Origin of the sequence: Streptomyces sp. XM4193, from assembly GCF_023072595.1 — a bacterium.
Taxonomy (GTDB): domain Bacteria; phylum Actinomycetota; class Actinomycetes; order Streptomycetales; family Streptomycetaceae; genus Streptomyces.
Genome location: NZ_JALLGK010000002.1, coordinates 843,307 through 870,009, shown reverse-complemented (window position 1 = coordinate 870,009; position 26,703 = coordinate 843,307). Strand labels below are relative to the sequence as shown.

The window sequence follows — 26,703 nt, the reverse complement described above, 5'->3', positions numbered from 1 at the left end:
CTCGACACGGGCCGAACCGCCTGCGGTGGTTGAGGCTCCGCGGGTGACGGCCGCTCCGCTCGGCATCGCGCTGGGGTACCTGGCAGACGCGGCTCTCGGTGACCCCGCGCGTTTCCACCCGGTGGCGGGTTTCGGTCAACTGGCGGGCCGCCTGGAGCAGTTGCTGTGGCGCGACAGCAGAGCCGCCGGCGCGCTGTACACCGCGCTGTGCGTCGGCGGCACGGTCGCGGCGGGCGCGGGGCTCCTGCGGACCGCACGGCGCTCGCCGTCCGCCGCCACGGCGCTCGCCGCGGCGACGACGTGGTCGGTACTCGGCGGCGCCTCGCTGGCACGGGAGGCGCAGTCGCTCGCCCGGTGCCTGGAGGAAGGCGAACTGGCGGCGGCACGCGAACGGCTGCCCCGGCTGTGCGGACGCGACCCCCAGTGCCTGGACGCCGACGGGATCGCCCGCGCGGTCGTGGAGTCGGTCGCCGAGAACACCTCGGACGCGGTCGTCGGCGCGCTGCTGTGGGGCGCGGTGGCCGGAGTGCCCGGGATGGCCGCCTTCCGCGCGGCGAACACGCTGGACGCGATGGTCGGCCACCGCTCGCCGCGGCATCTGCGGTTCGGCTGGGCCTCGGCCCGGCTGGACGACGCGGTCGGCCGGCCCGGAGCACGGCTGACCGCCGCGCTCGCCGCGGTGCTCGGCCCCGACCACCGTGCCGCGCTGCGCAGTTGGCGACTGGACGCGGCCGCCCACCCGAGTCCGAACGCGGGGGTGGTGGAGGCGGCGTTCGCCGGTGCGCTGGGCGTACGGCTCGGCGGCACGCTGGCGTACCGCGGGCGCGTCGAGCACCGCGCGGTCCTCAACCCCGGGGGCCGCCCGCCGGAGGTGGCCGACATCGCCCGCGCGGTGGCGCTCTCCCGGCGGGTCGGCCACGCCGCGCTGCTGCTCGCCCTGGGCGGCGCGGGAGCCCGGCGGGCGCTGCGCTCCCGGAGCGCGCGGGCCGCGGCGCACCGGGGGGTGGGGTCGTGAACTCCCCCTCGGCACACGGCGGTTCGGCACCCACCGACCCGGCCGGCGGTACGACGGGCAGCGGCACCGCGGGCAGCGGTCCGGCGGGAAGCGGTCCGGCGCGGGGCGGGGCTCTCGGCGGTGGGCTGCTGGTCGCGGGTACGACCTCCGACGCCGGCAAGAGCGTCGTCACCGCCGGGATCTGCCGATGGCTGGCGCGCAAGGGACTGCGGGTGGCGCCGTTCAAGGCGCAGAACATGTCGCTCAACTCCTTCGTCACCCGGGACGGCGCGGAGATCGGACGCGCCCAGGCGATGCAGGCCGCCGCGGCGGGCGTGGAGCCGTCCGCGCTGATGAACCCGGTACTGCTCAAGCCCGGCGGCGAGAGCACCAGCCAGGTCGTACTGCTCGGCCGGCCGGTGGGCGAACTCAGCGCACGCGGCTACCACTTGGAGCGCCGGGAGCGGCTGCTGGGCACCGTCACCGAGTGCCTGACCGAGCTGCGGCGCACTCACGACGCGGTGATCTGCGAGGGGGCCGGCAGCCCGACCGAGATCAACCTGCGTCGGGGCGATCTGGTGAACATGGGCCTGGCCCGGGCCGCTTCGCTGCCGGTCCTGGTGGTCGGCGACATCGACCGCGGCGGGGTGTTCGCCTCGTTCTTCGGCACGACGGCGCTGCTCGCCGCCGAGGACCAGGCGCTCCTGGCCGGCTATCTGGTGAACAAGTTCCGCGGCGACCTCTCGCTGCTGGAGCCGGGCCTGCGGATGCTGCGCTCGGTGACCGGTCGCGCCTTCTACGGCGTGCTCCCGCACCGCCGGGGCCTGGGCATCGACGAGGAGGACGGGCTCGGCCTCTCGCTGCGCGAGCACGCGCGCGAGGCGAGCACCGCGCCGCCGTACGGCCGTGAGGTGCTGCGGGTGTCGGTGCTGCGGGTGCCGCTGATGTCCAACTTCACCGATGTGGACGCGCTGGCCGCCGAGCCCGGGGTGGTGCTGCGCTTCGCGGACCGGCCGGAGGAGCTGGCCGACGCCGATCTGGTCGTCGTGCCGGGCACCCGCGGCACGGTGGGGGCACTGCGCCGGCTGCGGGAGCGCGGCCTGGACCGTGAGTTGGCCCGGCGCGCGGCGCAGGGCCGTCCGGTGCTCGGCATCTGCGGCGGGTACCAGCTGCTGGGCGAGCACATCGAGGACGAGGTGGAGTCGCGGGCCGGATCCGTGGCGGGCCTGGGGCTGCTGCCCGTACGGGTGCGGTTCCACCGCGAGAAGACGCTGGCGCGGCCGGTCGGCACCGCGCTGGGCGCCCGGGTGGAGGGTTACGAGATCCACCACGGCGTCGCCGAAGTCCTCGGCGGGCAGCCGCTGTTCGAGGACTTCTCCGGACAGCCGCTGGACGGCTGCCGGGTGGGGCCGGTGCGCGGCACCCACTGGCACGGCTCGCTGGAGAACGACGACTACCGCCGCGCGCTGCTGCGCGAGGTGGCGGCCGAGAGCGGGCGGAGCTTCGCACCCGCGCCCGACACCGATTTCGGCCGGCTGCGCGAGGAGCAGTTGGACCGGCTCGGCGATCTGATCGAAGAACACGCAGACACCGCCGCCCTGCTGCGGCTCATCGAAGACGGCCCGCCGAAGGGCCTGCCGTTCCTACCGCCGGGAGCACCTGAATGAGCACCCACACGCCCTACCCCTTCACCGCGATCGTCGGGATGGACGACCTCCGGCTCGGACTGCTGCTGAACGCCGTGTCCCCGGCTGTCGGCGGCGTACTGGTGCGCGGCGAGAAGGGCACCGCCAAGTCCACCGCGGTACGCGCGTTGGCGGCGCTGATGCCCGCGGTGCCGGTCGTCGAGGGCTGCCGCTTCTCCTGCGACCCGGCCGCGCCCGACCCGCGCTGCCCCGACCTCGCCGCCGTACCGCACGGCACCGCCGCGTCCGCCGGAGCGGCCGGGGGCGCCGTCGGTGCGGGGGCGGTGCGGGCGGCGCGCATGGTGGAGCTGCCGGTCGGTGCCTCGGAGGACCGGCTCGTCGGCGCCCTGGACATCGAACGGGCCCTGGCCGAGGGCGTGAAGGCGTTCGAGCCGGGCCTGCTGGCGGAGGCGCACCGCGGTGTGCTCTACGTCGACGAGGTCAACCTGCTCCACGACCATCTGGTCGACCTGCTGCTGGACGCCGCCGCGATGGGCGCCTCGCACGTCGAGCGCGAGGGCGTCTCGGTGCGGCACGCGGCACGGTTCCTGCTGGTGGGCACCATGAACCCAGAAGAGGGCGAGTTGCGCCCGCAGTTGCTGGACCGGTTCGGGCTGACCGTGGAGGTCGCGGCGTCCCGCGACACCGACGAACGGGTTGAGGTCGTACGGCGGCGGCTTGCCTTCGACGCCGATCCGCGGGCGTTCGCCGAGCGGTTCACCGACGAGGAGAAGGCGCTGCGCCGACGCATCGCGGACGCGCGGAAGCTGCTGCCCGAGGTGGTGCTCGGCGACGCCGCGCTGCGCCAGATCGCCGCGACCTGCGCGGCCTTCGAGGTGGACGGGATGCGGGCCGACATCGTGATGGCGCGCACCGCGACGGCGCTGGCCGCGTGGGCGGGCCGCACCGAGGTGGAGGCGCAGGACGTACGGCAGGCGGCGCTGCTGGCGCTGCCGCACCGCCGACGGCGCAACCCCTTCGACGCGCCCGGTCTGGACGAGGAGAAGCTCGACCGCACCCTCGAGGAGCACCGCGAACCGGAGGACACCCCGCCGGAGGGTCCCGGCGGAGGGGAGGCGGACGGGCAGCGGGACGAGGACCCGGACGACGACCCCGACGGGCCGCCCGGCGGCGGCGGTGGCGGTGCCCCGACCGATCCCGGGCCGGAGAGCGGGCCGCCCGAGGCCGGTGGCGAGCCGAGCGTGCCCGAGCAGCCGGACGGCGGGGAGCGTACGCCCGACGATTTGGGCCGCGCTCCCGCCGACGCGCCGGCCGGTTCCGGCGGCGAGGCGCCGGGCGGGCCCGCGGAGGCCGCGCCGGTGGCCGCCGACGACCCGTTCAAGGCCCGAACGCTCTCCGTGCCCGGTATCGGCGAGGGAGCGGCGGGCCGGCGCTCGCGAGCCCGTACGGTGCACGGCCGGACCACCGGCGCCCGGCAGCCCCGGGGCCGGCTGAGCCGGCTGCACCTGTCGGCCACGGTGCAGGCCGCAGCCCCGCACCAGCGGGCAAGAGGCAGGCGGGGCAACGGACTTGTGGTGCGGCGCGAGGATCTGCGGGAGACCGTCCGGGAGGGCCGCGAGTCCAATCTGGTGCTGTTCCTGGTGGACGCCTCCGGCTCGATGGCGGCCCGCAAACGGATGAGCGCGGTCAAGGGCGCGGTGCTGTCGCTGCTGCTCGACGCTTACCAGCGCCGGGACAAGGTCGGCATGGTCACCTTTCGCCGCTCCGACGCGGAGCTGGTGCTGCCGCCCACCTCCTCGGTGGACGCGGCGGCGGCACGGCTGGCGCAGCTCTCCACCGGCGGACGCACCCCGCTGGCGGCCGGTCTGCTCCGGGCCCGGGAGGTGCTGCGGGTCGAGCGGCTGCGCGACCCGTCCCGCCGTCCGCTGCTGGTGACCGTCACCGACGGCCGGGCCACCAGCGGGGTCGAGCCGGTCGCGCGCGCACACCGCGCGGCACGGCTGCTGGCTGCGGACGGTACGGCGAGCGTGGTCGTCGACTGCGAGCGGGGCCCGGTCCGTCTGGGCATGGCACAGACGCTCGCCCGCGAGCTGCGCAGCACCGCGGTCACCTTGGACGAACTCCGCGCGGACACCGTGTCCGCGCTGGTCAGGGACGTACGAAAGGCGGCGTGATGCCGAAGGGACAGCCGAGTGTGGTGCCGGACGACGGCCTCACCACCCGACAGCGGCGCAACCGTCCGCTGGTCGCCGTGCACACCGGCGACGGCAAGGGCAAGTCGACAGCGGCCTTCGGTCTGGCGCTGCGGGCGTGGAACCAGGGCTGGCCGATCGGGGTGTTCCAGTTCGTGAAGTCGGCGAAGTGGAAGGTCGGCGAGGAGCGCGCGCTGCGGGTGCTGGGCGCCAGCGGCGAGGGCGGCACGGTCGCCTGGCACAAGATGGGCGAGGGCTGGTCCTGGGTCCAGCGCGATCCGACCTCCAACGAGGAGGCCGCCCGCGAGGGTTGGGAGCAGGTCAAACGCGACCTCGCGGCCCAGACCCATCGGCTGTACGTGCTCGACGAGTTCGCGTACCCGCTGCGCTGGGGCTGGGTGGACACCGCCGAGGTCGTCGAGGTGCTGCGGGAGCGGCCGGGCACCCAGCACGTGGTGATCACCGGCCGCGGTGCGCCGGCGGAGCTGATCCAAGCCGCCGATCTGGTCACCGAGATGGGCAAGGTGCGCCACCCGATGGACGACGGCCAGAAAGGCCAGCGCGGCATCGAGTGGTGAGGCCGCCGGCCCCGCCGCGAAGCCCTCGGTGCGTCGCCGGCCCTCGCGACGGGCCGGGGCCCGGTCGCCCGTACGCCGGTCCGCCGCCGGCGCCCCCTTCCGTACAGCACCCGACACCTCGGCACGTCGATCAGGAGAGCGCCACCATGCACCACACCGCCCAGTGCCCCGGGAGCGGGCGATGACCCGGCTGCCGCGGCTGGTCGTCGCCGCGCCCGCGTCCGGCTCGGGGAAGACGACCGTGGCCACCGGGCTGATGGTCGCCTTCGCCCGCGCGGGCCTCGATGTGTCCCCGCACAAGGTCGGCCCGGACTACATCGATCCCGGTTACCACGCGCTCGCGGTCTCGGGCGCCCGCGACGGGGCCGGGCGCTCCCCGGCAGGGTCCCCGGGGCGCCCCGGACGCAATCTGGACGCGTTCCTGTGCGGTTCCCAGCTGCTGGCGCCGCTGCTGCTGCACGGCGCCGCCGGAGCCGATCTGGCGGTGATCGAGGGCGTGATGGGGCTCTACGACGGCGCTGCCGGACGCGGCGAGGAAGCCTCGACGGCGCAGGCCGCCAAGGTGCTGCGCGCGCCCGTGGTGCTGGTGGTCGACGCCTCCTCGCAGTCGCGGTCGGTGGCGGCGCTGGTGCACGGTTTCGTCTCCTGGGACCCGGAGGTGCGCATCGCCGGCGTCATCCTCAACAAGGTCGGGTCCGCACGCCACGAGGAGCTGCTGCGGGAGGCGATGGAGGCGGTCGGCATCCCGGTGGTCGGAGTGCTCCACCGCGCCGATCCGGTACGCACCCCGGCCCGGCACCTGGGGCTCGTACCGGTCGCGGAGCGGCGCCGGGAGGCGGTCGAGGCGGTGGCAGAACTGGCCGACCGGGTGGCCCGAGGTGTGGATCTCCAGGCGCTGTTGGCGCTCGCACACAGCGCTCCCCCGCTCCCGCAGCAGCCGTGGAGCGCCACCGGGGCGGTACGGTCCGCGGCCGGCCGGCATCCCCAGGAGGACCCGCGCGCGGAGGAGGACGGGCCCGCGAGGAAGAACGGCGCCGCGTCGGGCGAGGCCGCGGAGGACTGGCCCGCGGGGGTGGAAGGAGCGCCCGCGGGACGGCCGGTGGTGGCGGTGGCGGGAGGCGCGGCGTTCACCTTCTCCTACGCCGAGCACACCGAACTGCTGCACGCCGCCGGGGCGCAGGTGGTCACCTTCGACCCGCTGCACGAGGAGCGGCTGCCCGAGGGCGCGGACGCGCTGGTCATCGGCGGCGGCTTCCCCGAGGTGTACGCCGACGAGCTGGCCGCCAACGAACCCCTCGCCCGCGAGGTGGCCGCCTTCCGCGGGCCGATCGCCGCGGAGTGCGCGGGACTGCTCTACCTGGGACGGGAGTTGGACGGACGGCCCATGTGCGGGCTGCTGGACCTCACCGCCACCATGACCGACCGGCTCACCCTCGGCTACCGCGAGGCGGTCGCGGTGGCGGACAACGTGCTGGCCGCCGCGGGCACCCGGGTCCGCGGCCACGAGTTCCACCGCACGGCCACCGCGCCCGCCGCCGGCGACCCGCCCGCCTGGGGCGTGCTCGGCCCGCCGCGACGCACCGAGGGCTTCGCCGACGAGCGGCTGCACGCCTCGTATCTGCATCTGCACTGGGCCGCGCATCCGGAACTCGCGGGGCGGCTGGTCGCCCGTGCCGCGGCCCACCGGGCCGCACGGTGAGCGGCGGCCACCGGGCCGGCGACGCGGCCGGGACCGAGGACCTCGACGGCTGCGTCGTCGGGGTGGGCTGCTGCCGGGACGCCGACCCGGCCGAGATCATCGGGCTGGTCCGGCAGACCCTGGCGGGCGCCGGGATCACCGAGCGGCGGGTGCGGGCGCTGGCGACCGCCGAGCTGCGGGCGCGGGAGCCCGGAATCCTGGCGGCGGCCGAGGAGTTGGGCGTACCGCTGCGCTGCTACCCGGTCCGGACGCTGGCGACGGTGGAGGTGCCGCACCCCTCCGCCACGACGGACACCGCGCTCGGCACTCCGAGCGTCGCCGAGGCGGCCGCGCTGCTCGGCGCGGGCGAACCGTACGGCGACGCGGCCGAACTGCTCGTCCCCAAGCGGAAGTCGGCGCCCGCGGGCCGGCCCTCGACGGCCACCTGCGCCGTGGCGCAGCGCGCCCCCGCCGCCCTGCTGCGCCACCACGGCGACGCCGAGGTGCGGAGCTCCCCGGCCGGACCGCACGGTGGCACCGAAGGCGCCCGGGGCCCCGAGAGTTCCGGGGACGAGGACTCCGACGGCTCGGGAAGCGGAGGCTCGGGCGGCTCGGCGCTCGGGGGCTCGGGGCTCACCGATCTCGCCGTCAACGTGCGCAGTGGTACGCCCCCGGCGTGGCTGGTGGAGCGGCTGACCGCCTCGCTGGCCGGGCTGGCCGCCTACCCCGACGGCCGGGCGGCCCGTCGTGCGGTGGCGCGACGGCACGGGCTCGCGCAGGAGCAGGTGCTGCTGACCGCGGGCGCCGCCGAGGCGTTCGTCCTGCTCGCCCGTACGCTGCGGGCGCGTCGGGCGGCGGTGGTGCACCCGCAGTTCACCGAGCCCGAGGCCGCGCTGCGGGATGCGGGCACACCGGTGTCCCGGGTGCTGCTGAGGGAGCACGACGGCTTCCGGCTCGGCGCCGTACCGGTGCCCGAGGACGCCGATCTGGTGGTGGTCGGCAATCCGACCAACCCCACCTCGGTGCTGCACCCGGCCGCCGAGCTCGCCCGACTCGCCGCCCCCGGGCGGACGCTGGTCGTCGACGAGGCCTTCATCGACGCCGTGCCGGGCGAGGCCGAGTCGCTGGTGCCCCTGCTCGGCCGGCTGCCGGGACGGCTCGTCGTGCTCCGGAGCCTGACAAAGACCTGGGGGCTGGCCGGACTGCGCATCGGCTATGTGCTCTCCGATCCGCGGACCGTCGAACTGCTCGGCACCGGGCAGCCGTTGTGGCCGGTCTCCAGCCCCGCGCTGGTCGCGGCGCAGGCGTGCAGCACCCCCGAGGCGCTCGCGGAGGCCGAGGCGGCAGCTCGTACGACGGCGGCACACCGGGAGCATCTGCTGCGCGGGCTGGGCGGGTTGACCCGGTTGCGGCCGGCGCGGGTGGCGGCGCGGGCGCCGTTCGTCCTGGTGCACCACCCCGACGCGCCCCGGCTGCGTGCCCTGCTGCGCGAACGCGGCTTCGCCGTACGCCGTGCGGACACTTTCCCCGGGCTGGGCAGGGAGTGGCTGCGCCTGGCGGTGCGCGATCCGGCGACCAGTGACCGGCTCCTGCACGCCCTCGCCGAGCTGGAGGCGCGGGAGGGATGAGCCGCGCGCCGGTGGCAGAGCGAGGAGGCCCGCTCTGCCACCGGCGCGGCACACCCACCGCACGTACGCGGTTCCGCCCCGCGCGGCAACGCCGCCGCCCGAGTGCGGCCCCGCCGCTCCCCCGGCCGGACGCCCGGGTCTCTCGGGCGGGCTCAGGCCCGGCGGCGCCTGGCCAGGAGCAGGGTGCCGCCGATGGCGAAGAGCGCGACCGCGGAGCCCAGCAGGTAGGGGGTGCGCGAATCGCCGCCGGTGGCCGCGAGGCGCGGGGACTCCTCGTCGTCCCTGCGCTCGGCCGATGTCTGCTCGGTGGCGCGCCGCTCGGTCTGCGGGGCGGCGCCCTCCTTCTGCTCGGGAGTCTGCTTCTCGGGCGTCTCGGGCTTCTCCTCGGTGGTGACCTCCTTCGCCGCGCGCGGGGTCCGGCAGCTCGCCTCCGCGAGCGTGACCCGGCCCTCGACCTCGGCCACGTTGAGGTTCAGCGGGTTGACGGAGACCGACAGGTCCAGGGCGCTCGCGGCCGCGGTTCGGCTGGTGGTCTCGGTACGGGCCAGCTCGAGCTTCACCTCGCCCACCCCGGGCACCCTGAGGTGGGTCGGGCCGGAGGAGCTGAGCGTCGTGCGCCGGCCGAGCAGCTTGACGGTGGTCAGCGGGTTCGCCTCGGCGACGGGCCGGCCGTCCACCGCGCAGTGCGCACGCGCGGTGACGGCGTCCACCTCGATGAGCGAGAGGAGCGGCAGACCGGGCACGTGCACCCGCGTGTTGAGCAGCTCGACCTCCGCCTGCGCGGACTTCTTGTCGACGGAGGCCGTCGTACGCGCCACATCGGCCCTGAGCACGCTGAACGGGCGGCCCTTGTCGACGCCGTCCAGGTGTGCGGTGAGCGCGGTCTGATCGGCCTTCTCCCGGCCGCCGCCGGGCACCGTCACCTCGTTGAGGGTCAGGCTCAGCGGTACGTGCACGGTCTTGTTGAGCAGACCGACGTCCAGACCGGCGCGGAGCACCGAGGCGCTCGCCCGGCCGGGGTCCGCGCCGCTGTCGGTCGCCGAGGCGGGAACGGCGGAGGAAGCGAGCAGGGCGGTGGCGGTGAGCAGAGTGAATGCGGCTTTGGACACGGTGGTGGAACTCCCACAGGGGTTGGAGGCCACCGACGCGCCTGGCAGGGGACTTCACGCGCACCGGTGACGGGACGACGCCATCGTTGACGTCCCACGCGTGTCGCGTCAGCCGCGCGCCACGGCTTCACCCGGACGGGGTCACACCGTACGGATGCGCGAACACCCCTCGGCCCCACCCGGCCCCGCTCCGGCGGCAGTTGCGCACCGCCGGGCCCGCGCCGGGACTCCGCGCCGACGCACCCCGGCGTCGTGGAGAGCACGGCAGTGCGCGGGCGGGCACTCCGCCACCCCGGCGCGTTCGCCGCACGGGCTCACGGCGCCGCACGGGCTCACGGCGCCGCACGGGGCGTCAGCGCGTCGTCGAGACCACTCGGCCGCGGAGCACCACAGTGCGCGGCCCCGCCAGCGCCCGGACGTCCGCCCGGGGGTCGGAGTCGCAGACCAGCAGATCGGCGGGCGCGCCCTCCTCCAGCCCGGGATGCCCGAGCCACCGGCGGGCCGCCCAGGCGGCGGCCGAGAGCGCGTCGACCGCCGGGATGCCGGCGCGCACCAGCTCGGCCACCTCGTCGACGACCCGGCCGTGCGCGATGGTGCCGCCCGCGTCGGTGCCGACGTAGATCGGGATTCCGGCCTCGTACGCCGCTCGTACGGTGTCGTGGCGGCGTTCGTGGAGCCGGTCCATGTGGGCCGCCCAGCGCGGGAACCGGGCCCGTCCGCCCTCGGCCAGGCGCGGGAACGTGGCGATGTTGACCAGGGTCGGCACGACGGCGGTGCCGCGTTCGACGAAGAGCGGAATGAGGTCCTCGGTCAGTCCGGTGGCGTGCTCCACGCAGTCCGCGCCGGCCTCGACCAGATCGCGCAGCGAACTCTCGGCGAAGCAGTGCGCGGTCAGCCGGGCGCCTTCCCGGTGGGCGGCGGCGACGGCCTCCTCCAGCGCCCAGCGCGGCCAGCACGGGGCGAGGTCGCCCTGCTCCCGGTCGATCCAGTCGCCGACGAGCTTGACCCAGCCGTCGCCGCGCCTGGCCTCCTGCGCGACCCTGGGGGCGAGCTCCTCGGGCTCGATCTCGTGGGCGAAGTTGCGCAGGTAGCGGCGCGGCCTGGCGAGGTGGCGCCCCGCTCTGACGATGCGGGGCAGGCCCTGCTCGTCGTCGATCCAGCGGGTGTCGGCGGGCGAGCCGGCGTCGCGCACCAGCAGCGTTCCGGCGTCGCGGTCGGTGAGCGCCTGAGCCCGGCTGGTGGCGCGGTCGACCGCGCCGCCGGCGTCCAGTCCGATGTGGCAGTGGGCGTCGACGAGACCGGGCAGCACCCATCCGGCCAGTGCGGTGGTGTCCGCGGTGCGAGGCGGCCGTTCGAAGGTGATGCGGCCCTCGCGCACCCACAGCTCGTCCCGGACGTCCTCGGGGCCCACCAGGACCCGGCCTTTGATGTGCAGCACCGCGCTGTCGCTCATGTGCCGCACACTAATCCGTGCCCCGATCCGAATGCGATCGACGGCTCTTCACCGCTCGTTCGACAACTGATCGCGGGCCGTTCTGCCAAGGAACAGCAGCGGAACAACCGCGGACAGTAATCCCGAAAAGTCACTCGCGCCACTCATGGAATCCGCTACGATGCGTTCGGATTCGAAATCGCGATCTTAGTCACCGACTCTCTCCTGCCCGGCGCTCCCAAGCCCAAACGCACTGGTTTTGCGAGCTACGCCACTGCAATTCGGAGGGGTCTCCACAGCGTTACGCGACTGTGACGCATCCAACATTTCGTCCGCTTGGCCCGTTTTATCCATGACAAACCGGCCAATTCCGCGGCCTCGCGCCCGCTGTTCGCGGGTTCGCGCGATAACACATCCTGCGCTTCTGCGTAACCCTGATCCGCGATGCAATTTCGGATTCTCCTCGGTAAATTTAATGAACATGACCCCCGCACAAGCAGACCTTGCAGGTGCCCGCAGCGACGTACGCGAAGTACTGGAAATCCCGGAAGGACTGAAGCTCGACACTCCCCGGGTCGAGGACGGCGCTGCGTTTTGGCGCATCGCCCGCGACTCACAGGTGCTCGACCTCAACTCCTCCTACAGCTATCTGCTGTGGTGTCGGGACTTCGGCGCCACCTCGGTCGTGGCGCGCGACGGGGACGGGGAGCCGGTCGGCTTCATCACCGGCTTCGTACGGCCCCGGCACGAGCGGACCCTGCTGATCTGGCAGGTCGCCGTGGACGGCTCGCAGCGCGGACGCGGTCTCGCCGGTGCGATGCTCGACGGTCTGACGGCACGGGTCGCCGACGAGTTCGGCATCGACCACCTGGAAACCACCGTGACCCCCGACAACGCCCCCTCCAACCGACTGTTCACGTCCTTCGCCGAACGCCACGGCGCCGACGTGGAGCGCGAGGTGCTGTTCGACGGCACGGCCTTCCCGGACGAGGGCCACGAGCCCGAGGTGCTCTACCGGATAGGTCCGATTCCGCGGCTTCTGCGCGCGGAGCACTGACCGGCCCACCCCCACGGCCGGCTCCCGCAGCCGGCCGCGACCGCGGGCCTGCCCGGGCTCGAACCAGAGACTTTCTTCCCTCCCGCGACTCACTCCCAGGAGTTCCTGTGACCATCACCCAGCCGGACCTGAGTGTCTTCGAGACCCTGGAGTCGGAGGTTCGTGGCTACTGCCGTGGCTGGCCGACGATCTTCGATCGCGCCCAGGGCAGCTACATGTACGACGAGGACGGCCACGCCTACCTCGACTTCTTCGCCGGCGCGGGGTCGCTGAACTACGGCCACAACAACCCGGTTCTCAAACGCGCCCTGATCGACTACATCGAGCGCGACGGCGTCACCCACGGACTGGACATGTCCACCGTGGCCAAGCGGGCCTTCCTGGAGACCTTCCAGAACCTGATCCTGCGCCCGCGCGACCTGCCGTACAAGGTCATGTTCCCCGGCCCGACCGGCACCAACGCGGTCGAGGCCGCGCTGAAGCTCGCGCGCAAGGTCAAGGGCCGCGAGTCGATCGTCTCCTTCACCAACGCCTTCCACGGCATGTCGCTGGGCTCGCTGGCCGTGACCGGCAACGCGTTCAAGCGCGCCGGCGCCGGCATCCCGCTGGTGCACGGCACCCCGATGCCCTTCGACGACTACCTCAACGGCCAGACCCCGGACTTCATCTGGTTCGAGCGTCTGCTGGAGGACTCGGGCTCCGGCCTGAACCAGCCGGCGGCGGTCATCGTCGAGACGGTCCAGGGCGAGGGCGGCATCAACGTCGCACGTGCCGAGTGGCTGCGTGCGCTGGCCGACCTGTGCGAGCGCTACGACATGCTGCTGATCGTCGACGACATCCAGATGGGCTGCGGACGCACCGGCGCCTTCTTCTCCTTCGAGGAGGCCGGGATCGTCCCGGACATCGTCACGGTCTCCAAGTCCATCAGCGGCTACGGCCTGCCGATGTCGCTGACGATGTTCAAGCCCGAGCTGGACATCTGGGAGCCGGGCGAGCACAACGGCACCTTCCGCGGCAACAACCCGGCCTTCGTCACCGCGACCGCCGCCCTGGAGACGTACTGGGCGGACGGCCAGACGGAGAAGCAGACCCGTGCCCGGGGCGAGCAGATCGAGGAGACCTTCAGAGCCATCCGCGCCGAGCACCCGGACGCCACGGTCGAGTACCGCGGCCGGGGTCTGGTGTGGGGTCTGGAGATGCGCGACAAGCCGACGGCCGGGAAGGTCGCCAAGCGCGCCTTCGAGCTCGGGCTCCTGGTGGAGACCTCGGGCCCGGAGAGCGAGGTAGTCAAGCTGCTGCCGGCGCTGACCATCAGCGCGGAGGAGCTCGACGAGGGGCTTCGCATCCTTTCGCGCGCCATCCGTGAGACCGTTTGACCCACTGTGCCCCGGCCCGTCCCGTACTGGGGCGGGCCGGGGCTTTTATCCACTGCTGTACTGGGCAGGCAGGATCTGAGAACTCAACAGAAGGGCACCAGCACCGTGATCGTTCGTTCTTTCCAGGAAATCGAAGGCACCGACCGTGATGTTCGCTCCGCATCGGGCACCTGGCGCAGCAAGCGCATCGTGCTGGCCAAGGAGCGGGTCGGTTTCTCGTTGCACGAGACGACTCTCTACGCCGGCACCGAGACGTCGATGTGGTACGCCAACCACATCGAGGCCGTGCTCTGCGTCGAGGGCGAGGCGGAGCTGACCAACGACGAGACGGGTGAGACCCACTGGATCAGCCCGGGCACGATGTACCTGCTCAACGGCCACGAGAAGCACACCGTGCGCCCGAAGACCGACTTCCGTGTCATCTGCGTCTTCAACCCCCCGGTCACCGGCCGCGAGGACCACGACGAGAACGGCGTGTACCCGCTGCTCACCGAGGACGACGACAGCTGAGACGACAGCCGGGCCGCAACGGCCGATCCGGCTGACCGCAGACCGACCGACGAGAGAAAAGGACCGTAACGAGAGGAGAGGAAGGCAACCTCATGACCCTCGCACCCGAGCGCACCATCGACCTCTACCCGACGCGCGGAGCCACCGAGGTGGCGATCGAGCGGCAGGACCCGGTGGTGTGGTCCCCACAGGGCACACCTGGGCCCATCGAGTCCCAGGACCTGGCGGACTACGAGCGGGACGGGTTCCTCGCGATCGACCGGCTGATCACCCCTGACGAGGTGTCGGTCTATCGCGGCGAACTGGAAAGGCTCATCTCGGACCCGGAGATCCGAAAGAATCCGCGCTCCATCGTGGAGCCGGCCTCTCAGGAGATTCGGTCCGTGTTCGAGGTGCACAAACTCAGCGAGATCTTCGCCGGACTCGTGCGCGACCCCCGGGTCGTCGGACGGGCTCGGCAGATCCTGGGCTCGGACGTCTACGTCCACCAGTCCCGCATCAACGTCAAGCCCGGATTCGGAGCCAAGGGCTTCTACTGGCACTCCGACTTCGAAACCTGGCACGCGGAGGACGGTCTGCCGAACATGCGGACCGTCTCGGTGTCGATCGCGCTCACCGAGAACCTCGCGACCAACGGCGGCTTGATGATCATGCCGGGATCGCACCGGACATTCCTCGGCTGTGCCGGGGAGACCCCGAAGGACAACTACAAGAAGTCACTCCAGATGCAGGACGCCGGCATCCCGTCCGACGAGATGCTCAGCCGCTTCTCCGCAGACCACGGGATCCAGCTGTTCACCGGCGCGGCGGGGTCGGCCACCTGGTTCGACTGCAACTGCATGCACGGCTCGGGTGACAACATCACTCCCTATCCGCGGAGCAACGTCTTCATCGTGTTCAACAGCGTGGAGAACGCCGCCGTGGAACCGTTCGCCGCCCCCAGGGGCAGGCCGGACTACATCGGGGCCCGCGACTTCCAGCCCGTGCGCTGAGGTCGGCGGAGCCTTCGGGGCGGGCACCCCCGTCGCGGAGACGCTCCGATGGATCGGCTGGGCGCCGCCCGTACGCGTCAGAGCGGGCGGCGCCCAGGTGTGTCCGGGGTCGGCCGGGCTGCGGTGCGCCCGGCGCGAGGCCGAGGGGTGGTCGCGCCCGGCGCAGGCGGGCGGTGCTCGGCCCGGCTCGGGCAGGCGTTGGTCGCCCGGCTCGGGCAGGCGTTGGTCGCCCGGCTCGGGCAGGCGTTGGTCGGCCCGGCGGGCGGGGTGTTCAGGCGGTGAGTGCGCGCAGCAGGGCGTCCGCGTCCGCCTCGGTGTTGTAGAGGTGGAAGGCGGCGCGCAGGTCGCCGGCGCGCACCGAGACCCCCACACCCGCCCGGGCGGCGCGGGCGCGCCCCTCCTCCCCCAGCCCCGGCAGCGAGACGATCGCCGAGTCGCCGGGCACCACCGCGAGACCGGCGCCGGAGGCCGCGGCGCGGAAGCGAGCGGCGAGCCCCGTGTTGTGCGCCGCGACGCGGTCCACACCGATGCCCGCCAACAGCCGCAACGACTCGGCAGCCGCGAGATAGGGCAGGAACGGCACCGGCTCGTCGTAGCGGCGCGCGCCCGGCGCCGGCCGCGGCACGGGGCCGTAGCACATCTCCCAGGGGCTCTCGCCCGCCACCCAACTCGCGTGCAGCGCAAGCAGCGGACCGCTCTCGTCCGTGACGACCAGGAAGGACGTGCCCCGGGGACAGAGCAGCCACTTGTACGCGCCGCAGACCGCGTAGTCGAAACGGCCGAGGTCGAGCGGGAGCCAGCCGGCGGCCTGGGTGGCGTCCACGAGGGTCCGGCAGCCGTGCCTGCGAGCGGCCGCACGCACGCCGTCCAGGTCGGCGATCCGTCCGTCGGCGGACTGGACGGCGCTGAACGCGACCAGGTCGGTGTCCGCGGTGACCGTGTCCGCGAGCTCCGCCAGCGGTACGGCGCGCACGTGCAGATCGTCCCGGACGGCGAAGGGGTTGACCACCGAGGCGAAGTCGCCCTCGACCGTGAGGACCCGGGAGCCGGGCGGCAGCGAGGCGGCGACCAGCCCGACGTGCACCGCGACCGAGGTGCCGACCGCGACCTGCTCCGCGGCCACGCCCGCCAGGGCGGCGAAGGAGGCGCGGGCGGCGTCGACCTGCTCGAAGCAGCGGACCATGTCCAAAGTGCCGGCCGTCATCTCGGACACCGCGGTGCGCAGCACCGCGGCCGAGCGCTCGGGCAGCAGCCCCTGGGAGGCGGTGTTGAGATAGCGCACGGCGCCGCCGGTCCGGTCTGCGGTCCCGGCACCGAACTCGGCGGCGACCAGCTCGTTCGTCGAAGCGTGCACGAGGGACGGAGTCTGCGTGGGGTCCATCGTCCAACTGTGCGTCCGGGCCCTGGGGTTGTCCATCGGCGCTCGGCCTTGACCGCCGCCAAGCCGGCCTTATCGGCGCAGCTCGGCGGCGGTGCGCGGCGCACTCCGCACGGCGGATTCGGGTCCGCTCGGGTGCACTCCGCACGACGGCGCGGTGCGTTCCGTACGACGGCGCCGTGCGCTCCGTACGACCGTGCGGCGCGCTCCGTACGACCGTGCGGCGCGCTCCGTACGACCGTGCGGCGCGCTCCGTACGACCGTGCGGCGCGCTCCGTACGACCGTGCGCGGCGGGACGTACGGGCGGGCCGGGCGCCTGGTTCAGGCGCCGATCCGGCCGCCGTCCTCCCGGGTGATCACCAGGGTTGCCGAGCGCGGACGACCCTCGGGGTCGAAGTCCGGCCAGTTGCTGACGTCCCGCGGGTTCTGCGGGGTGGGTTCGCCCCACGCCTCGGTCGCCTCGCCCGGGTGCTGGACGTTGACGAACATCGTCCGCTGGTCGGGCGTGGTGATCACGCCGGTGATCTCGGCGCCGCGCGGGCCGACGAGGAACCGCCGGATCTCCCGCGTCCTGGGGTCGGCGGCGAGCATGGCGTTGTTGCCGATGTTGTCGTACCCCTTCTCCGGCAGGTTCTGCGAGGAGTTGGAGACGTCGGTCTGGATCCACAGCCGCCCGTCGGCGTCGAACCACAGGCCGTCGGGCGAGCCGAAGAGGTTGTCGCCGAGCTTCACGCTGTCGTCGTAGGCCGGGTCGCCGGCCAGGACGAAGATGTCCCAGTGGAAGCTGGTGGCGGTGTTGTCGCCGCCCTTCTCGCGCCAGCGCACGATGTGGCCGTACGGGTTGGGGTCGCGCGGGGTGACGGCGCTGTCCCAGCCGCTGCCGTTGGTCAGCGAGACGTAGACGTCCTTGTTCTTCGGGTTGACCGCCAGCCACTCGGGGCGGTCCATCCTGGTCGCGCCGACGGCGTCGGCCGCCTCCCTGGTCCGGATCAGTACGTCCGCCTGGTCCTTCCAGCCGTTGTCGGTGGTCAGCTCGCCCTCGCCGTGCACCAGGGGCAGCCAGTCGCCGCTGCCGTCGTCGTTGTAGCGGGCGACGTAGAGGCGGCCGTGGTCGAGCGGGCTGCGGCCCGCCCTGCGGTGCTCGCGCCAGGGGCGGTCGCCGACGAACTTGTAGACGTAGTCGCCGTCCTGGTCGTCGCCGGAGTAGCCGACGAACCGGCCGCGCGCCTCGGTGACCATGCAGCCCTCGCGCTTGAAGCGGCCGAGCGCGGTGCGCTTGACCGGCGTCTGGCGCGGGTCCTTCGGGTCGATCTCGGTGATCCAGCCGAAACGGTTCACCTCGCCGGGGTTGGTGGCGACGTCCCAACGCTCGCTGGCCGTGTGCCAGTTGTAGCCGAACCCGACGTTGTCCACGCCGTAGCGCTTCTGCAGGGTGTCCGGCTCCCAGTCGGGGTCCTCGGTGCCGAAGTAGGAGTTGAAGTTCTCCTCGCAGGCGAGGTAGGTCCCCCACGGGGTGACGCCCATGGAGCAGTTGTTGAGCGTGCCCATCGGCCGGTTGCCGGCCTGCAGCGCGGGGTGCTTCTCGGTGACCGGGCCGGAGAAGGTCACCGGGGTGTTGCCGTGCACCTTGCGCGCGTAGCGGGACTTCACGCGCTGCCACTGGCCGTCCTTGCCCCGGGCCACCTCCACGATGCTCACGCCCTGGGCCGCGAGAGCTTTGTCGACCTTCTCGGCGGTCATCTCCTCGTCGCCGTCGGCGAAGAGGATCTGCTGGTCGATGTACTCGTGGTTGAGGACCAGCAGCCCGCGCTCGTTGCCCTTGCCGTGCCGGTCGCCGCCGCGGTGGTGGCCCCGGCCGAGCGGGAAGTAGTGCATGCCGTCGTGGTGCATGCCGACCTGCTGCTCCTGGTCGGCGGCGGAGTTGGAGGCGTCCTTGAGCCAGCGCGGGCCGTCCGGCTGGATCGGGGTGCCCCAGGGGATCAGCACCTGTACGCGGTAGCCCTCGGGGACGACGAGTTCGTCCCGGTCGTGGGTCTCGACCTGACGGAAGCCGAGCAGCCCGTGCCGATCGCTCTCGGCCGCGGGCGCTGCCGCGGACTCCTCACCGGCTGCCGGTCCGCGCCGGGGAGCCGCCTGTGCGGAACCGCCGGCCATGACGAAGGCGGCGGCTGCTGCCGTACCGCCAGCCAGCGCCGCGCGGCGGCTGAGGCGAGTCGCCACGACGTCCCCGAACGACCGGTTGTCCGAGGGGTTCGAGCTCACCTCGTCGGGGTCGAACTCGGGGAAGACAGGGCGTTTTTCAGACATGTTCCGTCCTCACTGATCGTGGAATCAGAGCGTTCGGCGCACCCTCCACGAGGATTGCGGTGCCCCGTGCCGATGAACCGGGCGTTGACGAGGATCGGATGTTAGGTGCCGGTGGCGGCGGTGCGACACCCCTTGGACGCCCCTGTTCCCTCCGGCGATCGAGCGCGGCGCCCAACTCGATCACTTCCGGCCAGTTTTCCGGGAGTTCTCCCGGCGTTCACCCAGGAGTCGCCGAAACCCTCGTCGCACGGCGCCGCAGACGCACCGGAACGCACCCCCGCACCGGTCGCAGGACGCGCTCCCCCGCCCGGGGGATCCGGTTCGGACCTCCGCAGGACGTGCCCGCCGCAGTCGCCCGGCCACGCTGAGCGCATGACTTCCACGACTCTTCTCCTCAGGAGGCCCCCGCGACCGGTGGGCAGGGTGCGCAAGGCGTTCTGCGCGCTGGCGATCATCGGCTGTCTGCCCTATCTCGGCCTCAAACTGCTCTGGCTGGGCGGCAGTCGGGCCGGCATCCCGGCGGACAGCGTGCTGCTGGAGGGCGACGGCACGATGCTCCTCGCGATCAACGCCCTCACCCTGGTCATGGACGCGCTCGTCGTCCTGCTCGCCCTCGCCCTGGTGCGTCCTTGGGGCCGGGGGCTGCCCGCCGCCCCGCTGCTGCTGCCGCTGTGGGCCGCGACCGGACTGCTGGCTCCGATGATGTCCGCGGTGCCGGGGCAGACGCTGCTCGCCCTGTTCTCCGACCGCCCCAGCACCAGCGGCACCGAGGCGCAGGCGTTCCTCGACGGCTGGGTCAGCCAAGTGGTGTACGGCAGCTTCACCGTGCAGGGGCTGGCTCTCGGAGTGCTGCTGATCGGGTATCTGCGCGACCGGTGGGGCCATCTGGTGCGTGGCAGGGCGCGCGATCTGCCCTCGACCCGGGGCGATCTGCTGCTGCGGGTACCGGCCGGTGCGGCGGTCGCCGTCGCGGCGGTGACCGCGACGGTCCATCTGCTGTGGGCGGCCGGCACCGGCTGGGGGCTTGAGGAGGAGTACGCCCAACGCCTGGACGCCGGGCTCCGGTTGAACGAGGCCGGCCACACGTTCTTCGCGCTCGCGGCCGTCACGGCTCTGCTCTCGCTGGTCTTCCGGGTGCTGCCGAACCTGCGGCTGCGCACCGCCGTACTGCTGGGGTGGGTCGGTGGCAGCACCCTGGCGAGCTGGGGCGGCTGGTGGCTGCTGATGGCGTTCGCCTCGGTGGGCGGACGGGACGGCGGCGAACAGGGCACCACCGCGGTGCAGTGGTTCACCTATTCTGCGCAGATGACCTCGGGAGTGCTCGTACTGCTGACGAGCGTGCGGCTCGCCGGAAGATACCTGGACGCACCTCGCGCACGGCCGCGGCCCACCGACCCGACGAACGCCGTCCGGACCGCCCCGCCGACGACGCCCACCCTGCCGACGACGCCCGCCACCCCGCCGACGCCCGCCCCGCCCACGAGCGGCTCGTCGGCCGGGGGCCCGCTGCTCACCGACCCTCCGGAGAGCAGCCTTCCGGAGGGGAGTCTTCCGGCGAACGGCCTTCCGCCGAGCGGCTGTCCCGCGAGCGGCTTCCCGCACAGCGAGATTCCGCCCGCCGCGCCCCCGTCCCCCCGCGGACAGCCGTGACGGCGGTGCGGCCGGGGCTCGGCGGAGTACGGGCGACAGGCCGCTCCTGGGCCCATCTGCTGCTGGGCGGCGCTGTGTTCATGCCGCCGTTCCTGCTGGCCTCGGTGGTGGTGGGGACCGCACTGCGGGCCGATCTCACCGATCCGCGCACGCAGTTCGCGGCGTACGCGCTGGCGCTGCCGGTGGTGGCGGCGATCGGTTCGCTCGCCCCGGTCCGGCCGCTGTCGGCGGCGGCGGCCCAGGCGCTGCTGGAGGTGCCCGCGGATCGGCTGTCGAGCGCGTCCGGGCAGTCCGCGGCGGCGCGGCGGCGCAGCGCGGGGTGGCTGGTGCTGCACACCGCCACCGGCGCGCTGGTCGGCGCGCTCTCGCTGACGGTGCCGCCCGCGGTCGTGGTGATGCTGCTGCTCCCGTTCGTCGGTGACGCGGGCCGCGACTGGCCGTGGACGAAGGTGTTCGAAGCCGCACCGCCGGTGCTGGCACCGCTCGCCGGAATGCTGCTCGGGGTGGCGCTGCCCATTCTCGCGATCTTGGCCGGAAAGCTACTGCGCGGGGTTGCGCCCGTGCTGCTGGGCCCCACTCCTGCCGATCGACTGCTGGAGGCCGAACGACGGGCCGAGCGGCTGGCGGAGAGCAACCGCATCGCCCGCGAGCTGCACGACTCCGTCGGACATGCGCTCAGCGCCGTGACCCTCCAGGCGAGCGCCGCCCGGCGAGTGCTCGACCGGGACCCGGAGTTCGTACGGCGGGCACTCGCCGCGGTCGAGGAGACCGGCCGCCGCGCGGTGGAGGAGCTGGACTCCGTGCTGGGCGTGCTGCGGGAGGGCGCGGACGGTCGCCGCAGTCCCGGACTGGAGGCGCTGGGGTCGCTGCTGGAGAGCACCGCGGCAGCCGGGGTGGAGCTGACCGTGCGCGGCGATCCGCACCCGGCCGGACTCACCGCCGAGGTCTCCCGGGAGGCGTACCGGATCGTCCAGGAAGGGCTGAACAACGTGCTGCGGCACGCCGGCCCCGCACCGACCACTCTTGAACTGCACGCGGACAGCGAGGAGTTGACGATCACCATGGACAACGAGCTGCCCGGCCCCGCCCGAGGGGGACGCCCGACCGGCGGGCGCGGGCTGACCGGAGTCGCCGAACGGGCGCGGCTCCTCGGCGGCAGCGCCGAGTCCGCACCGTACGGGGACGGCTGGCGGCTGACCGCCCGGCTGCCGCTGGGAGGCAGGCCGTGAACAGCGTCGGCGGCGGACCCGGCGCCGAGGCGGAGGGGGAGCACCCTCCTCGCCCGGGCACGAAGCGCATCGTGCTGGCCGACGACGAGCAGCTGGTGCGCGGCGCACTCGCCGCGATCCTCGGCGGCGAGCCCGACATGGAGATCGTCGGCGAGGCCGGCACCGGCACCGAGGCGGTGTCCCTGGCCGCACTGCTGCGCCCCGACCTCGTGCTGATGGATGTGCGAATGCCCGGGCTGGACGGCATCGCGGCGACCGAGCAGCTGCTCGCCGCCGTCGACCCTCCCCCGCGCGTACTGGTGGTCACCACCTTCGAGAACGACTCGTACGTCTACGACGCCCTGCGCGCGGGCGCCCACGGCTTTCTGCTCAAGCGCTCCTCCGCGGACGAACTGGTGCGCGTCGTACGGATGGCCGCCGAAAGCGACAGCCTCCTCTTCCCCGCCGCCGTACGCGCGCTGGCGGCCCGGCACGCACCGCCGAACGCCCGGGACCGGGTCACCGGACGCCTCACCGAACGCGAGGCGCAGATCCTGCGGTTGATGACGCGCGGCCTGAACAACGCGGAGATAGCGGGCGAGTTGACGCTCGGCGCCGAGACGGTCAAAACGCATGTCGCCTCCGTGCTGGCCAAGCTGCGGGTGCGGGACCGCACCCAGGCGGTCATCGTCGCCTACGAGCTGGGCTTCGTCCGGCCGCACTGACACCGGTACGGGGTACGGCACGTCCGGCCGGCGCACCGCCCGCACCCCTGCGCGGCGCGCCGATCGGGCGGCGCGGGGCAGTCCGGCTCAGGCAGTGGGGCAGTCCGGCTCAGGCGCGGGGCAGTCCGGCTCAGGCGGTGGGGCGGGGAAGCGGCGGGATCTCGCAGCGGTCGGAGAAGCCCTGTCCGACCAGTCCGAGCGCGGCGTTGGTGCGCGAGCGCATGTTCTCCACCGCGACCAGCGCGGTCAGTTCCACGAACGCCCGCTCCCCCAGCTGCGCCACCAGGCTCTGCGCCATCGCGTCGGTGACCGCGGGCTCGGTCTCCGTCATCGCCTCGGCGTACTCCATCACCTCGATCTCCAGAGCGGTGTACAGCTGCCGGTGCTCGCGCCACACCGGGACATGCCGCAGCTGCTGCGCTCCGGCGCCGTGCCGGGTCCCCTCCCAGTAGCCGAAGTCCACGCACCAGGAGCAGCCGATGCGCACCGCCGACGCCATCACCGCGAGCTGCTGGAGCCCGGGATCGAGCGTCTTCCAGTGGGCGACGCCCGCTTCGAGCGCGCCGGTGGCCAGCAGGACGCCGCGGTGGTGGCCGGCCGCCTTCAGCGGGTCGAGCACCTTGCCGTAGCGACGGCGGGCGTACCACTCGCCGATGCGCACCAGCGGGGTGCGTCGCGGTTGCAGGGAAATGCGCGCCATGGGTGATCTCTCCTCGGCATCGACGACAACAGTGCCTTTGCCGAGGAGACGTGCCGGGGCGCCGCGGTGTGACATCGCCGCACCGGCAGCCGCTCGGGGCGGCGGGGGCGGAGGAACCCGGGGGTGCGTCGAGTCGTTGGCCGGGCATGACCGCTATGACACCTGGTTCCAACCTGCCGCTGGCCACCGCCCGGATCGCGGTGGACGTCACCGCTCCCGCGCGCCTCGACGTCTCGGGGCTGCTGCTGGGGCCCGACGGCAAGGTGCGCTCGGACGCCGACTTCGTCTTCTACAACCAGCCCGCCGCCCCCGGCGTGCGCCACAGCGGCGGCGGTACGGACACCATCTCGGTGGACACCGCCTCGGTGCCCGCGGACGTCGAAAAGATCGTGGTCACCGCGAGCCTGGACGCTGCCGGTGCGACGTTCAGCGGCGTCGAGCCCACCGGCACGGTGCGCGACGAGACGAGCGGTGCGGTGATCGCCACCTTCACCCCCACCTCGCTCGGCGCGGAGACGGCGCTGGTGCTGATCGAGGTCTACCGGCGGGGCGGGGCTTGGAAGGTGCGCGCCGTGGGGCAGGGGTATGCGAACGGCCTGGCGGGCATCGCCACCGACTTCGGCGTCGCGGTCGAGGAGCCCGCCCCGGCGCCCGCAGCCGCGCCCGCGGCAGCACCCGCCGTACCCGCGGCAGCACCCACCGTACCCGCGGCAGCACCTCCCGCTCCGGCAGCGGCGCCCGCCGCTGCGCCGGCGGCACCCGCGCCGGGAGCCGGAAAGATCAATCTGGACAAGGGCACGGTCAACCTGCAGAAGCACCAGAGCGTGTCCCTGGTGAAGAACAACCAGCCGCTGACGTCCAGGGTCACCATGGGGCTGGGCTGGGAGCCGGCCTTCCGCGGCAAGAGCATCGACCTGGACGCCTCGGTCATCGCCTACGACGCCCACCGCAAGAAGCTCGCCACCTGCTACTTCGGCAAGCTCAAGATCCTCGGCGGCGCGGTCCAGCACTCCGGCGACAACCTCACGGGCGACGGCGCGGGGGACGACGAGACCATCACCGTCGACCTGGGCAGTCTGCCGGCGGAGGTGACGGGGCTCGTCTTCACGGTCAACTCCTACACCGGGCAGAAGTTCAACGAGGTGGCCAAGGCGTACTGCCGCCTGCTCGGCAGCCGGGGCGAGGAGCTCGTACGCTTCGACCTCACCGACGCCGAGCCGCGCACGGCGGTGCTGATGGCCAAGTTCGTACGGCAGTTCACCGGCGAGTGGGACATGACCGCGCTGGGCGACTACCACGACGCGCGGACCGTGCGCGGGCTGGTCAAGCCCGGCGCCGCGGCCCTGTAGCCGGGGCCGGTGCCCGCGGCCCCGCACTCGGAGCTGTGCAACCGGGGCTCTGTGCCGGGGGCCGCCGAGACTTCCGGCCCCGCGTCGCCGACGGCGCGCCGCGGGCCCGGGCGGCTCGCGACCGGGGCGCGGTCGCTCACCGACGCGGGCCCGGGCACGGCTCCCCGGGTGCGGTTTCCCTGGCCCCGGGCGCAGTTGCGGCGCCGTGGGCCCGGGGGCTCTGCCACGTGGCCTCTGCGCCGTGGCCCGCGCCCCTCGGCGCAGCCGGACGGGCCCGGAGCGCGGTCGCGGCGCCCCGGGCCCGTCCGGTGGTTCAGCCGAGCGAGCGTGCCCGGTGGGCGGCCTTGCGTGCCTCCTTGGCCGCCTGCCGGTCCGGGTGCAGCCGGCCCATCGCCTCCAGCACCTCGGCGGTCGCCGGGTGCGACACCCGCCAGACCCGCTCGAAGAAGCCGCTGTGCTGGTCGACCAGACCGCGCATCAGCTCCTGCACCTCCTGCGACTGCTCCTCGGTCAACTCGCCGACGAGCTGGGCCGCGAAGGTGTCCACCGTGAGCCAGAAGACCATGTCCTCGCTGGGCGGCGGGACGTCGTCCGCGCCGTGCTCGGCCAGCCACACCCGGGCGAGCCCGCCCAGTTGCCCGTCCTCCAGCACCTCGCGGAGCGCCGGCTCGACCTCCTGCCCGGCCGCGGCAAGGATCTGCTGGCACAGCAGCCTGCGCCAGGGCGCCAGACCGTCCTCGCCGCGAGCGGCGGCCAGCAACTCGCGCACCGCCGCGAGCGGTTCGCGCACCGCGATCCACTCGTTCAGTTCCGCCAGCGCGGCCGACTCCGGGTAGTGGCCGGCGATCTCGGCGAACAGCTCCGGCGCCTCCAGCTCGGTCAGCTCGCCGACCAGCGGGGCGTGGACGCCCTCGTCCTCCATGAGCTGCCGCACGCCGTACTGCCCGAGCGGCGTCAGCCGGACCACGCCGTAGCGGGACACGTCCTCCTCGCCGTCCGGGCCGTCGGGGTCCGCGCTCTCGGCCCAGTCCTCCTCACCGGCCTCGACCAGCAACTCCTCGTCGATGGGCCGGTACTCGACGGCTCCGGTGGGCTCCAGGATGCGGAACTGGTCGTCCAGCCGCATCATCACGGCGGAGACCTCGGCGAGCATCTCCTCGGTCGGCTCCTCGACGTCCTCCGGGACGGCGAGCGAGGATGCCAGGACCGGGAGCGGGATCGGCGGCGCCGGGTCCTCGCCCGTCAGGTTCTCCGAGGCGGTGAGGACGTAGAGGTTGGCGAGCGCGCTGTCCAGCAGATCGGCCTCGGCCTGCGGGTCCCAGTCCAGCTCCGCGCCGTCCGGGTTCTGGGGGTCGAACCCGCCCTCGCCGCCGGTCAGTTCCTCCAGCAGGTCCTCCATGTTGGGCATCGCGGCGTCGCCCACCATGACCCCGAAGACGCCCTCCCACACCGCGAGCACATCGCTCGGGCCGCTGGTGTCGAACGCCTCCAGCTCCTCGCCGGGGGTGGCCAGCGCCACCGCCTCGTCGGCGTCCGGCATCGGGCCCTCGTCGTCGGCCGTCTCGTCCTCCACAACCTCGACGAGGTCGATGTCGACGGCGATGTTCCACGCCTCGGCGGCGAGCGCACGGGCGTCCTCCCCCTCCAGACCCAGGTGCTCGGCGGCGGAGAGCAGTTGGTCGCCGAGGAGTTCACCTCCGGCTCCGACCCGGATGCCGCCCTTGGCCCACCTGGCCAGCGCCACCGCGCGCACCAGCAGCGGGGAGGCGAGCGCCGCACGGGCGAGCTCGGCCTCCGGGGGCAGCCGCAGCGGCGGCAGGGTGGGCTGGTCGTCACCGTTCATCGGCGTCTGGCTCCTCGCCTTGGCACGTCGTTGGGCAATCACCCAGCCTACGGCCTGTTCCGACACCGTTTGCCCCAGTCGCGCGGGCCGGTCGCGGGGCTTTTGCGACCCGGGGTACGCACCGGCGAACCGGCCGGGAGTACGGCGGGCGGGAGACGCGGAGGGAAACGCGGGACTCGGATGGGCGGCGCGGAACGGCCGGTGGGAGGCGCGGACGGGCGCGGGGGCCTGCGCCTCCGGAAAGGCTCCGGGAAGGGCGGGCGACAGCCGACGGCGGGGTGAACGCACCGGCAAGGACGGGTGGAGGCACCGGCGTTCATCCGGCCGCCTCCTTCCGTACGTCCCGGATG

The 26,703-nt window shown here is 73.5% G+C and carries 20 protein-coding genes; 14 read left to right on the top strand and 6 right to left on the bottom strand.

What is annotated here, in order from left to right:
- Nucleotides 1–43 precede the first annotated feature (43 nt).
- The 6 genes from MTQ01_RS10960 (at nt 44) to cobC (ending at nt 8,716) form a co-directional block, all read left to right on the top strand.
- Entirely contained in the window at nt 44–1,015 is a 972-nt protein-coding gene (locus tag MTQ01_RS10960) for a cobalamin biosynthesis protein (RefSeq protein ID WP_247489028.1), read from the top strand.
- Nucleotides 1,016–1,140: 125 nt separating this feature from the next.
- Nucleotides 1,141–2,661: a cobyric acid synthase gene (locus MTQ01_RS10955; protein WP_247489234.1), complete on the top strand. Its 1,521-nt coding sequence runs from the start codon at nt 1,141–1,143 to the stop codon at nt 2,659–2,661.
- Nucleotides 2,658–4,814, top strand: coding sequence for a putative cobaltochelatase (locus MTQ01_RS10950; protein WP_247489027.1), 2,157 nt, complete (start codon nt 2,658–2,660; stop codon nt 4,812–4,814). Before MTQ01_RS10955 ends, MTQ01_RS10950 begins: the two co-directional genes overlap by 4 nt.
- Complete coding sequence (gene cobO / locus MTQ01_RS10945; protein WP_247489024.1) at nt 4,814–5,410, top strand: cob(I)yrinic acid a,c-diamide adenosyltransferase; 597 nt, start codon at nt 4,814–4,816, stop codon at nt 5,408–5,410. The genes MTQ01_RS10950 and cobO overlap by 1 nt, the downstream gene beginning before the upstream one ends.
- Before the next feature lie 181 nt (nt 5,411–5,591).
- Nucleotides 5,592–7,109, top strand: coding sequence for a cobyrinate a,c-diamide synthase (locus tag MTQ01_RS10940; protein ID WP_247489022.1), 1,518 nt, complete (start codon nt 5,592–5,594; stop codon nt 7,107–7,109).
- Entirely contained in the window at nt 7,106–8,716 is a 1,611-nt protein-coding gene (gene cobC / locus MTQ01_RS10935; protein WP_374207689.1) for an Rv2231c family pyridoxal phosphate-dependent protein CobC, read from the top strand. The genes MTQ01_RS10940 and cobC overlap by 4 nt, the downstream gene beginning before the upstream one ends.
- A gap of 152 nt (nt 8,717–8,868) precedes the next feature.
- Here the strand turns inward: cobC and MTQ01_RS10930 are convergent, their stop codons facing one another.
- A complete protein-coding gene (locus MTQ01_RS10930; protein WP_247489020.1) occupies nt 8,869–9,825 on the bottom strand; it encodes an SCO1860 family LAETG-anchored protein in 957 nt (318 codons plus the stop codon).
- Nucleotides 9,826–10,177: 352 nt separating this feature from the next.
- On the bottom strand, nt 10,178–11,278 hold the full coding sequence (locus tag MTQ01_RS10925) for an amidohydrolase family protein (RefSeq protein WP_247489018.1): 1,101 nt from the start codon (nt 11,276–11,278) through the stop codon (nt 10,178–10,180).
- 460 nt (nt 11,279–11,738) lie between these two features.
- Between MTQ01_RS10925 and ectA the strand changes: the two genes are divergently transcribed.
- The 4 genes from ectA to thpD all read left to right on the top strand — a co-directional run bounded on the left by ectA (nt 11,739) and on the right by thpD (nt 15,192).
- Nucleotides 11,739–12,314 (top strand): diaminobutyrate acetyltransferase, encoded by a 576-nt coding sequence (ectA, locus tag MTQ01_RS10920; RefSeq protein ID WP_247489016.1) that lies wholly within the window; start codon nt 11,739–11,741, stop codon nt 12,312–12,314.
- Nucleotides 12,315–12,421: 107 nt separating this feature from the next.
- The gene (gene ectB, locus MTQ01_RS10915) at nt 12,422–13,690 is read left to right on the top strand and encodes a diaminobutyrate--2-oxoglutarate transaminase (protein WP_247489014.1); all 1,269 of its coding nucleotides are present in this window, start codon (nt 12,422–12,424) and stop codon (nt 13,688–13,690) included.
- A 105-nt stretch (nt 13,691–13,795) separates the two neighbouring features.
- Nucleotides 13,796–14,200 carry an ectoine synthase gene (locus tag MTQ01_RS10910; protein WP_211038833.1) on the top strand — a complete coding sequence of 135 codons (405 nt, stop codon included), beginning with the start codon at nt 13,796–13,798 and terminating at the stop codon, nt 14,198–14,200.
- 92 nt (nt 14,201–14,292) lie between these two features.
- Nucleotides 14,293–15,192, top strand: coding sequence for an ectoine hydroxylase (thpD, locus tag MTQ01_RS10905; RefSeq protein ID WP_247489012.1), 900 nt, complete (start codon nt 14,293–14,295; stop codon nt 15,190–15,192).
- Nucleotides 15,193–15,463: 271 nt separating this feature from the next.
- Here thpD and MTQ01_RS10900 read toward each other — a convergent pair whose 3' ends face one another.
- Together MTQ01_RS10900 and MTQ01_RS10895 are read right to left on the bottom strand one after the other, a co-directional pair.
- Nucleotides 15,464–16,573, bottom strand: coding sequence for an aminotransferase class V-fold PLP-dependent enzyme (locus tag MTQ01_RS10900; RefSeq protein WP_247489010.1), 1,110 nt, complete (start codon nt 16,571–16,573; stop codon nt 15,464–15,466).
- A gap of 319 nt (nt 16,574–16,892) precedes the next feature.
- Nucleotides 16,893–18,878, bottom strand: coding sequence for a PhoX family phosphatase (locus tag MTQ01_RS10895; protein ID WP_247489009.1), 1,986 nt, complete (start codon nt 18,876–18,878; stop codon nt 16,893–16,895).
- Between the two features lie 372 nt (nt 18,879–19,250).
- Between MTQ01_RS10895 and MTQ01_RS10890 the strand changes: the two genes are divergently transcribed.
- From MTQ01_RS10890 to MTQ01_RS10880, 3 genes are read left to right on the top strand one after another with little or no spacing between them, the layout of a single operon-like run.
- Complete coding sequence (locus MTQ01_RS10890) at nt 19,251–20,528, top strand: hypothetical protein (RefSeq protein ID WP_247489007.1); 1,278 nt, start codon at nt 19,251–19,253, stop codon at nt 20,526–20,528.
- Complete coding sequence (locus MTQ01_RS10885) at nt 20,525–21,757, top strand: histidine kinase (RefSeq protein ID WP_247489005.1); 1,233 nt, start codon at nt 20,525–20,527, stop codon at nt 21,755–21,757. Before MTQ01_RS10890 ends, MTQ01_RS10885 begins: the two co-directional genes overlap by 4 nt.
- Nucleotides 21,754–22,461, top strand: a complete 708-nt coding sequence (locus tag MTQ01_RS10880; RefSeq protein WP_374207688.1) for a response regulator — start codon at nt 21,754–21,756, stop codon at nt 22,459–22,461. The genes MTQ01_RS10885 and MTQ01_RS10880 overlap by 4 nt, the downstream gene beginning before the upstream one ends.
- 130 nt (nt 22,462–22,591) lie before the next feature.
- Here the strand turns inward: MTQ01_RS10880 and MTQ01_RS10875 are convergent, their stop codons facing one another.
- Nucleotides 22,592–23,161, bottom strand: a complete 570-nt coding sequence (locus tag MTQ01_RS10875) for a carboxymuconolactone decarboxylase family protein (protein WP_247489003.1) — start codon at nt 23,159–23,161, stop codon at nt 22,592–22,594.
- A gap of 155 nt (nt 23,162–23,316) precedes the next feature.
- On the opposite strand from MTQ01_RS10875, the gene MTQ01_RS10870 reads away from it, so the two are divergent.
- Nucleotides 23,317–24,510 (top strand): TerD family protein, encoded by a 1,194-nt coding sequence (locus MTQ01_RS10870; RefSeq protein ID WP_247489228.1) that lies wholly within the window; start codon nt 23,317–23,319, stop codon nt 24,508–24,510.
- 313 nt (nt 24,511–24,823) lie between these two features.
- Here MTQ01_RS10870 and MTQ01_RS10865 read toward each other — a convergent pair whose 3' ends face one another.
- Entirely contained in the window at nt 24,824–26,353 is a 1,530-nt protein-coding gene (locus MTQ01_RS10865; RefSeq protein ID WP_247489001.1) for a hypothetical protein, read from the bottom strand.
- Nucleotides 26,354–26,703 lie beyond the last annotated feature (350 nt).

Excerpts from the sequence above, each read along its gene's own strand:
- MTQ01_RS10950 (WP_247489027.1), top strand. The coding sequence starts at position 2,658 with ATGAGCACCCACACGCCCTACCCCTTCACCGCGATCGTCGGGATGGAC.
- cobO (WP_247489024.1), top strand. The coding sequence starts at position 4,814 with ATGCCGAAGGGACAGCCGAGTGTGGTGCCGGACGACGGCCTCACCACC.
- MTQ01_RS10940 (WP_247489022.1), top strand. The coding sequence starts at position 5,592 with ATGACCCGGCTGCCGCGGCTGGTCGTCGCCGCGCCCGCGTCCGGCTCG.
- MTQ01_RS10925 (WP_247489018.1), bottom strand. The coding sequence starts at position 11,278 with ATGAGCGACAGCGCGGTGCTGCACATCAAAGGCCGGGTCCTGGTGGGC.
- ectA (WP_247489016.1), top strand. The coding sequence starts at position 11,739 with ATGACCCCCGCACAAGCAGACCTTGCAGGTGCCCGCAGCGACGTACGC.
- thpD (WP_247489012.1), top strand. The coding sequence starts at position 14,293 with ATGACCCTCGCACCCGAGCGCACCATCGACCTCTACCCGACGCGCGGA.
- MTQ01_RS10900 (WP_247489010.1), bottom strand. The coding sequence starts at position 16,573 with ATGGACCCCACGCAGACTCCGTCCCTCGTGCACGCTTCGACGAACGAG.
- MTQ01_RS10895 (WP_247489009.1), bottom strand. The coding sequence starts at position 18,878 with ATGTCTGAAAAACGCCCTGTCTTCCCCGAGTTCGACCCCGACGAGGTG.
- MTQ01_RS10890 (WP_247489007.1), top strand. The coding sequence starts at position 19,251 with ATGACTTCCACGACTCTTCTCCTCAGGAGGCCCCCGCGACCGGTGGGC.
- MTQ01_RS10875 (WP_247489003.1), bottom strand. The coding sequence starts at position 23,161 with ATGGCGCGCATTTCCCTGCAACCGCGACGCACCCCGCTGGTGCGCATC.
- MTQ01_RS10870 (WP_247489228.1), top strand. The coding sequence starts at position 23,317 with ATGACACCTGGTTCCAACCTGCCGCTGGCCACCGCCCGGATCGCGGTG.
- MTQ01_RS10865 (WP_247489001.1), bottom strand. The coding sequence starts at position 26,353 with ATGAACGGTGACGACCAGCCCACCCTGCCGCCGCTGCGGCTGCCCCCG.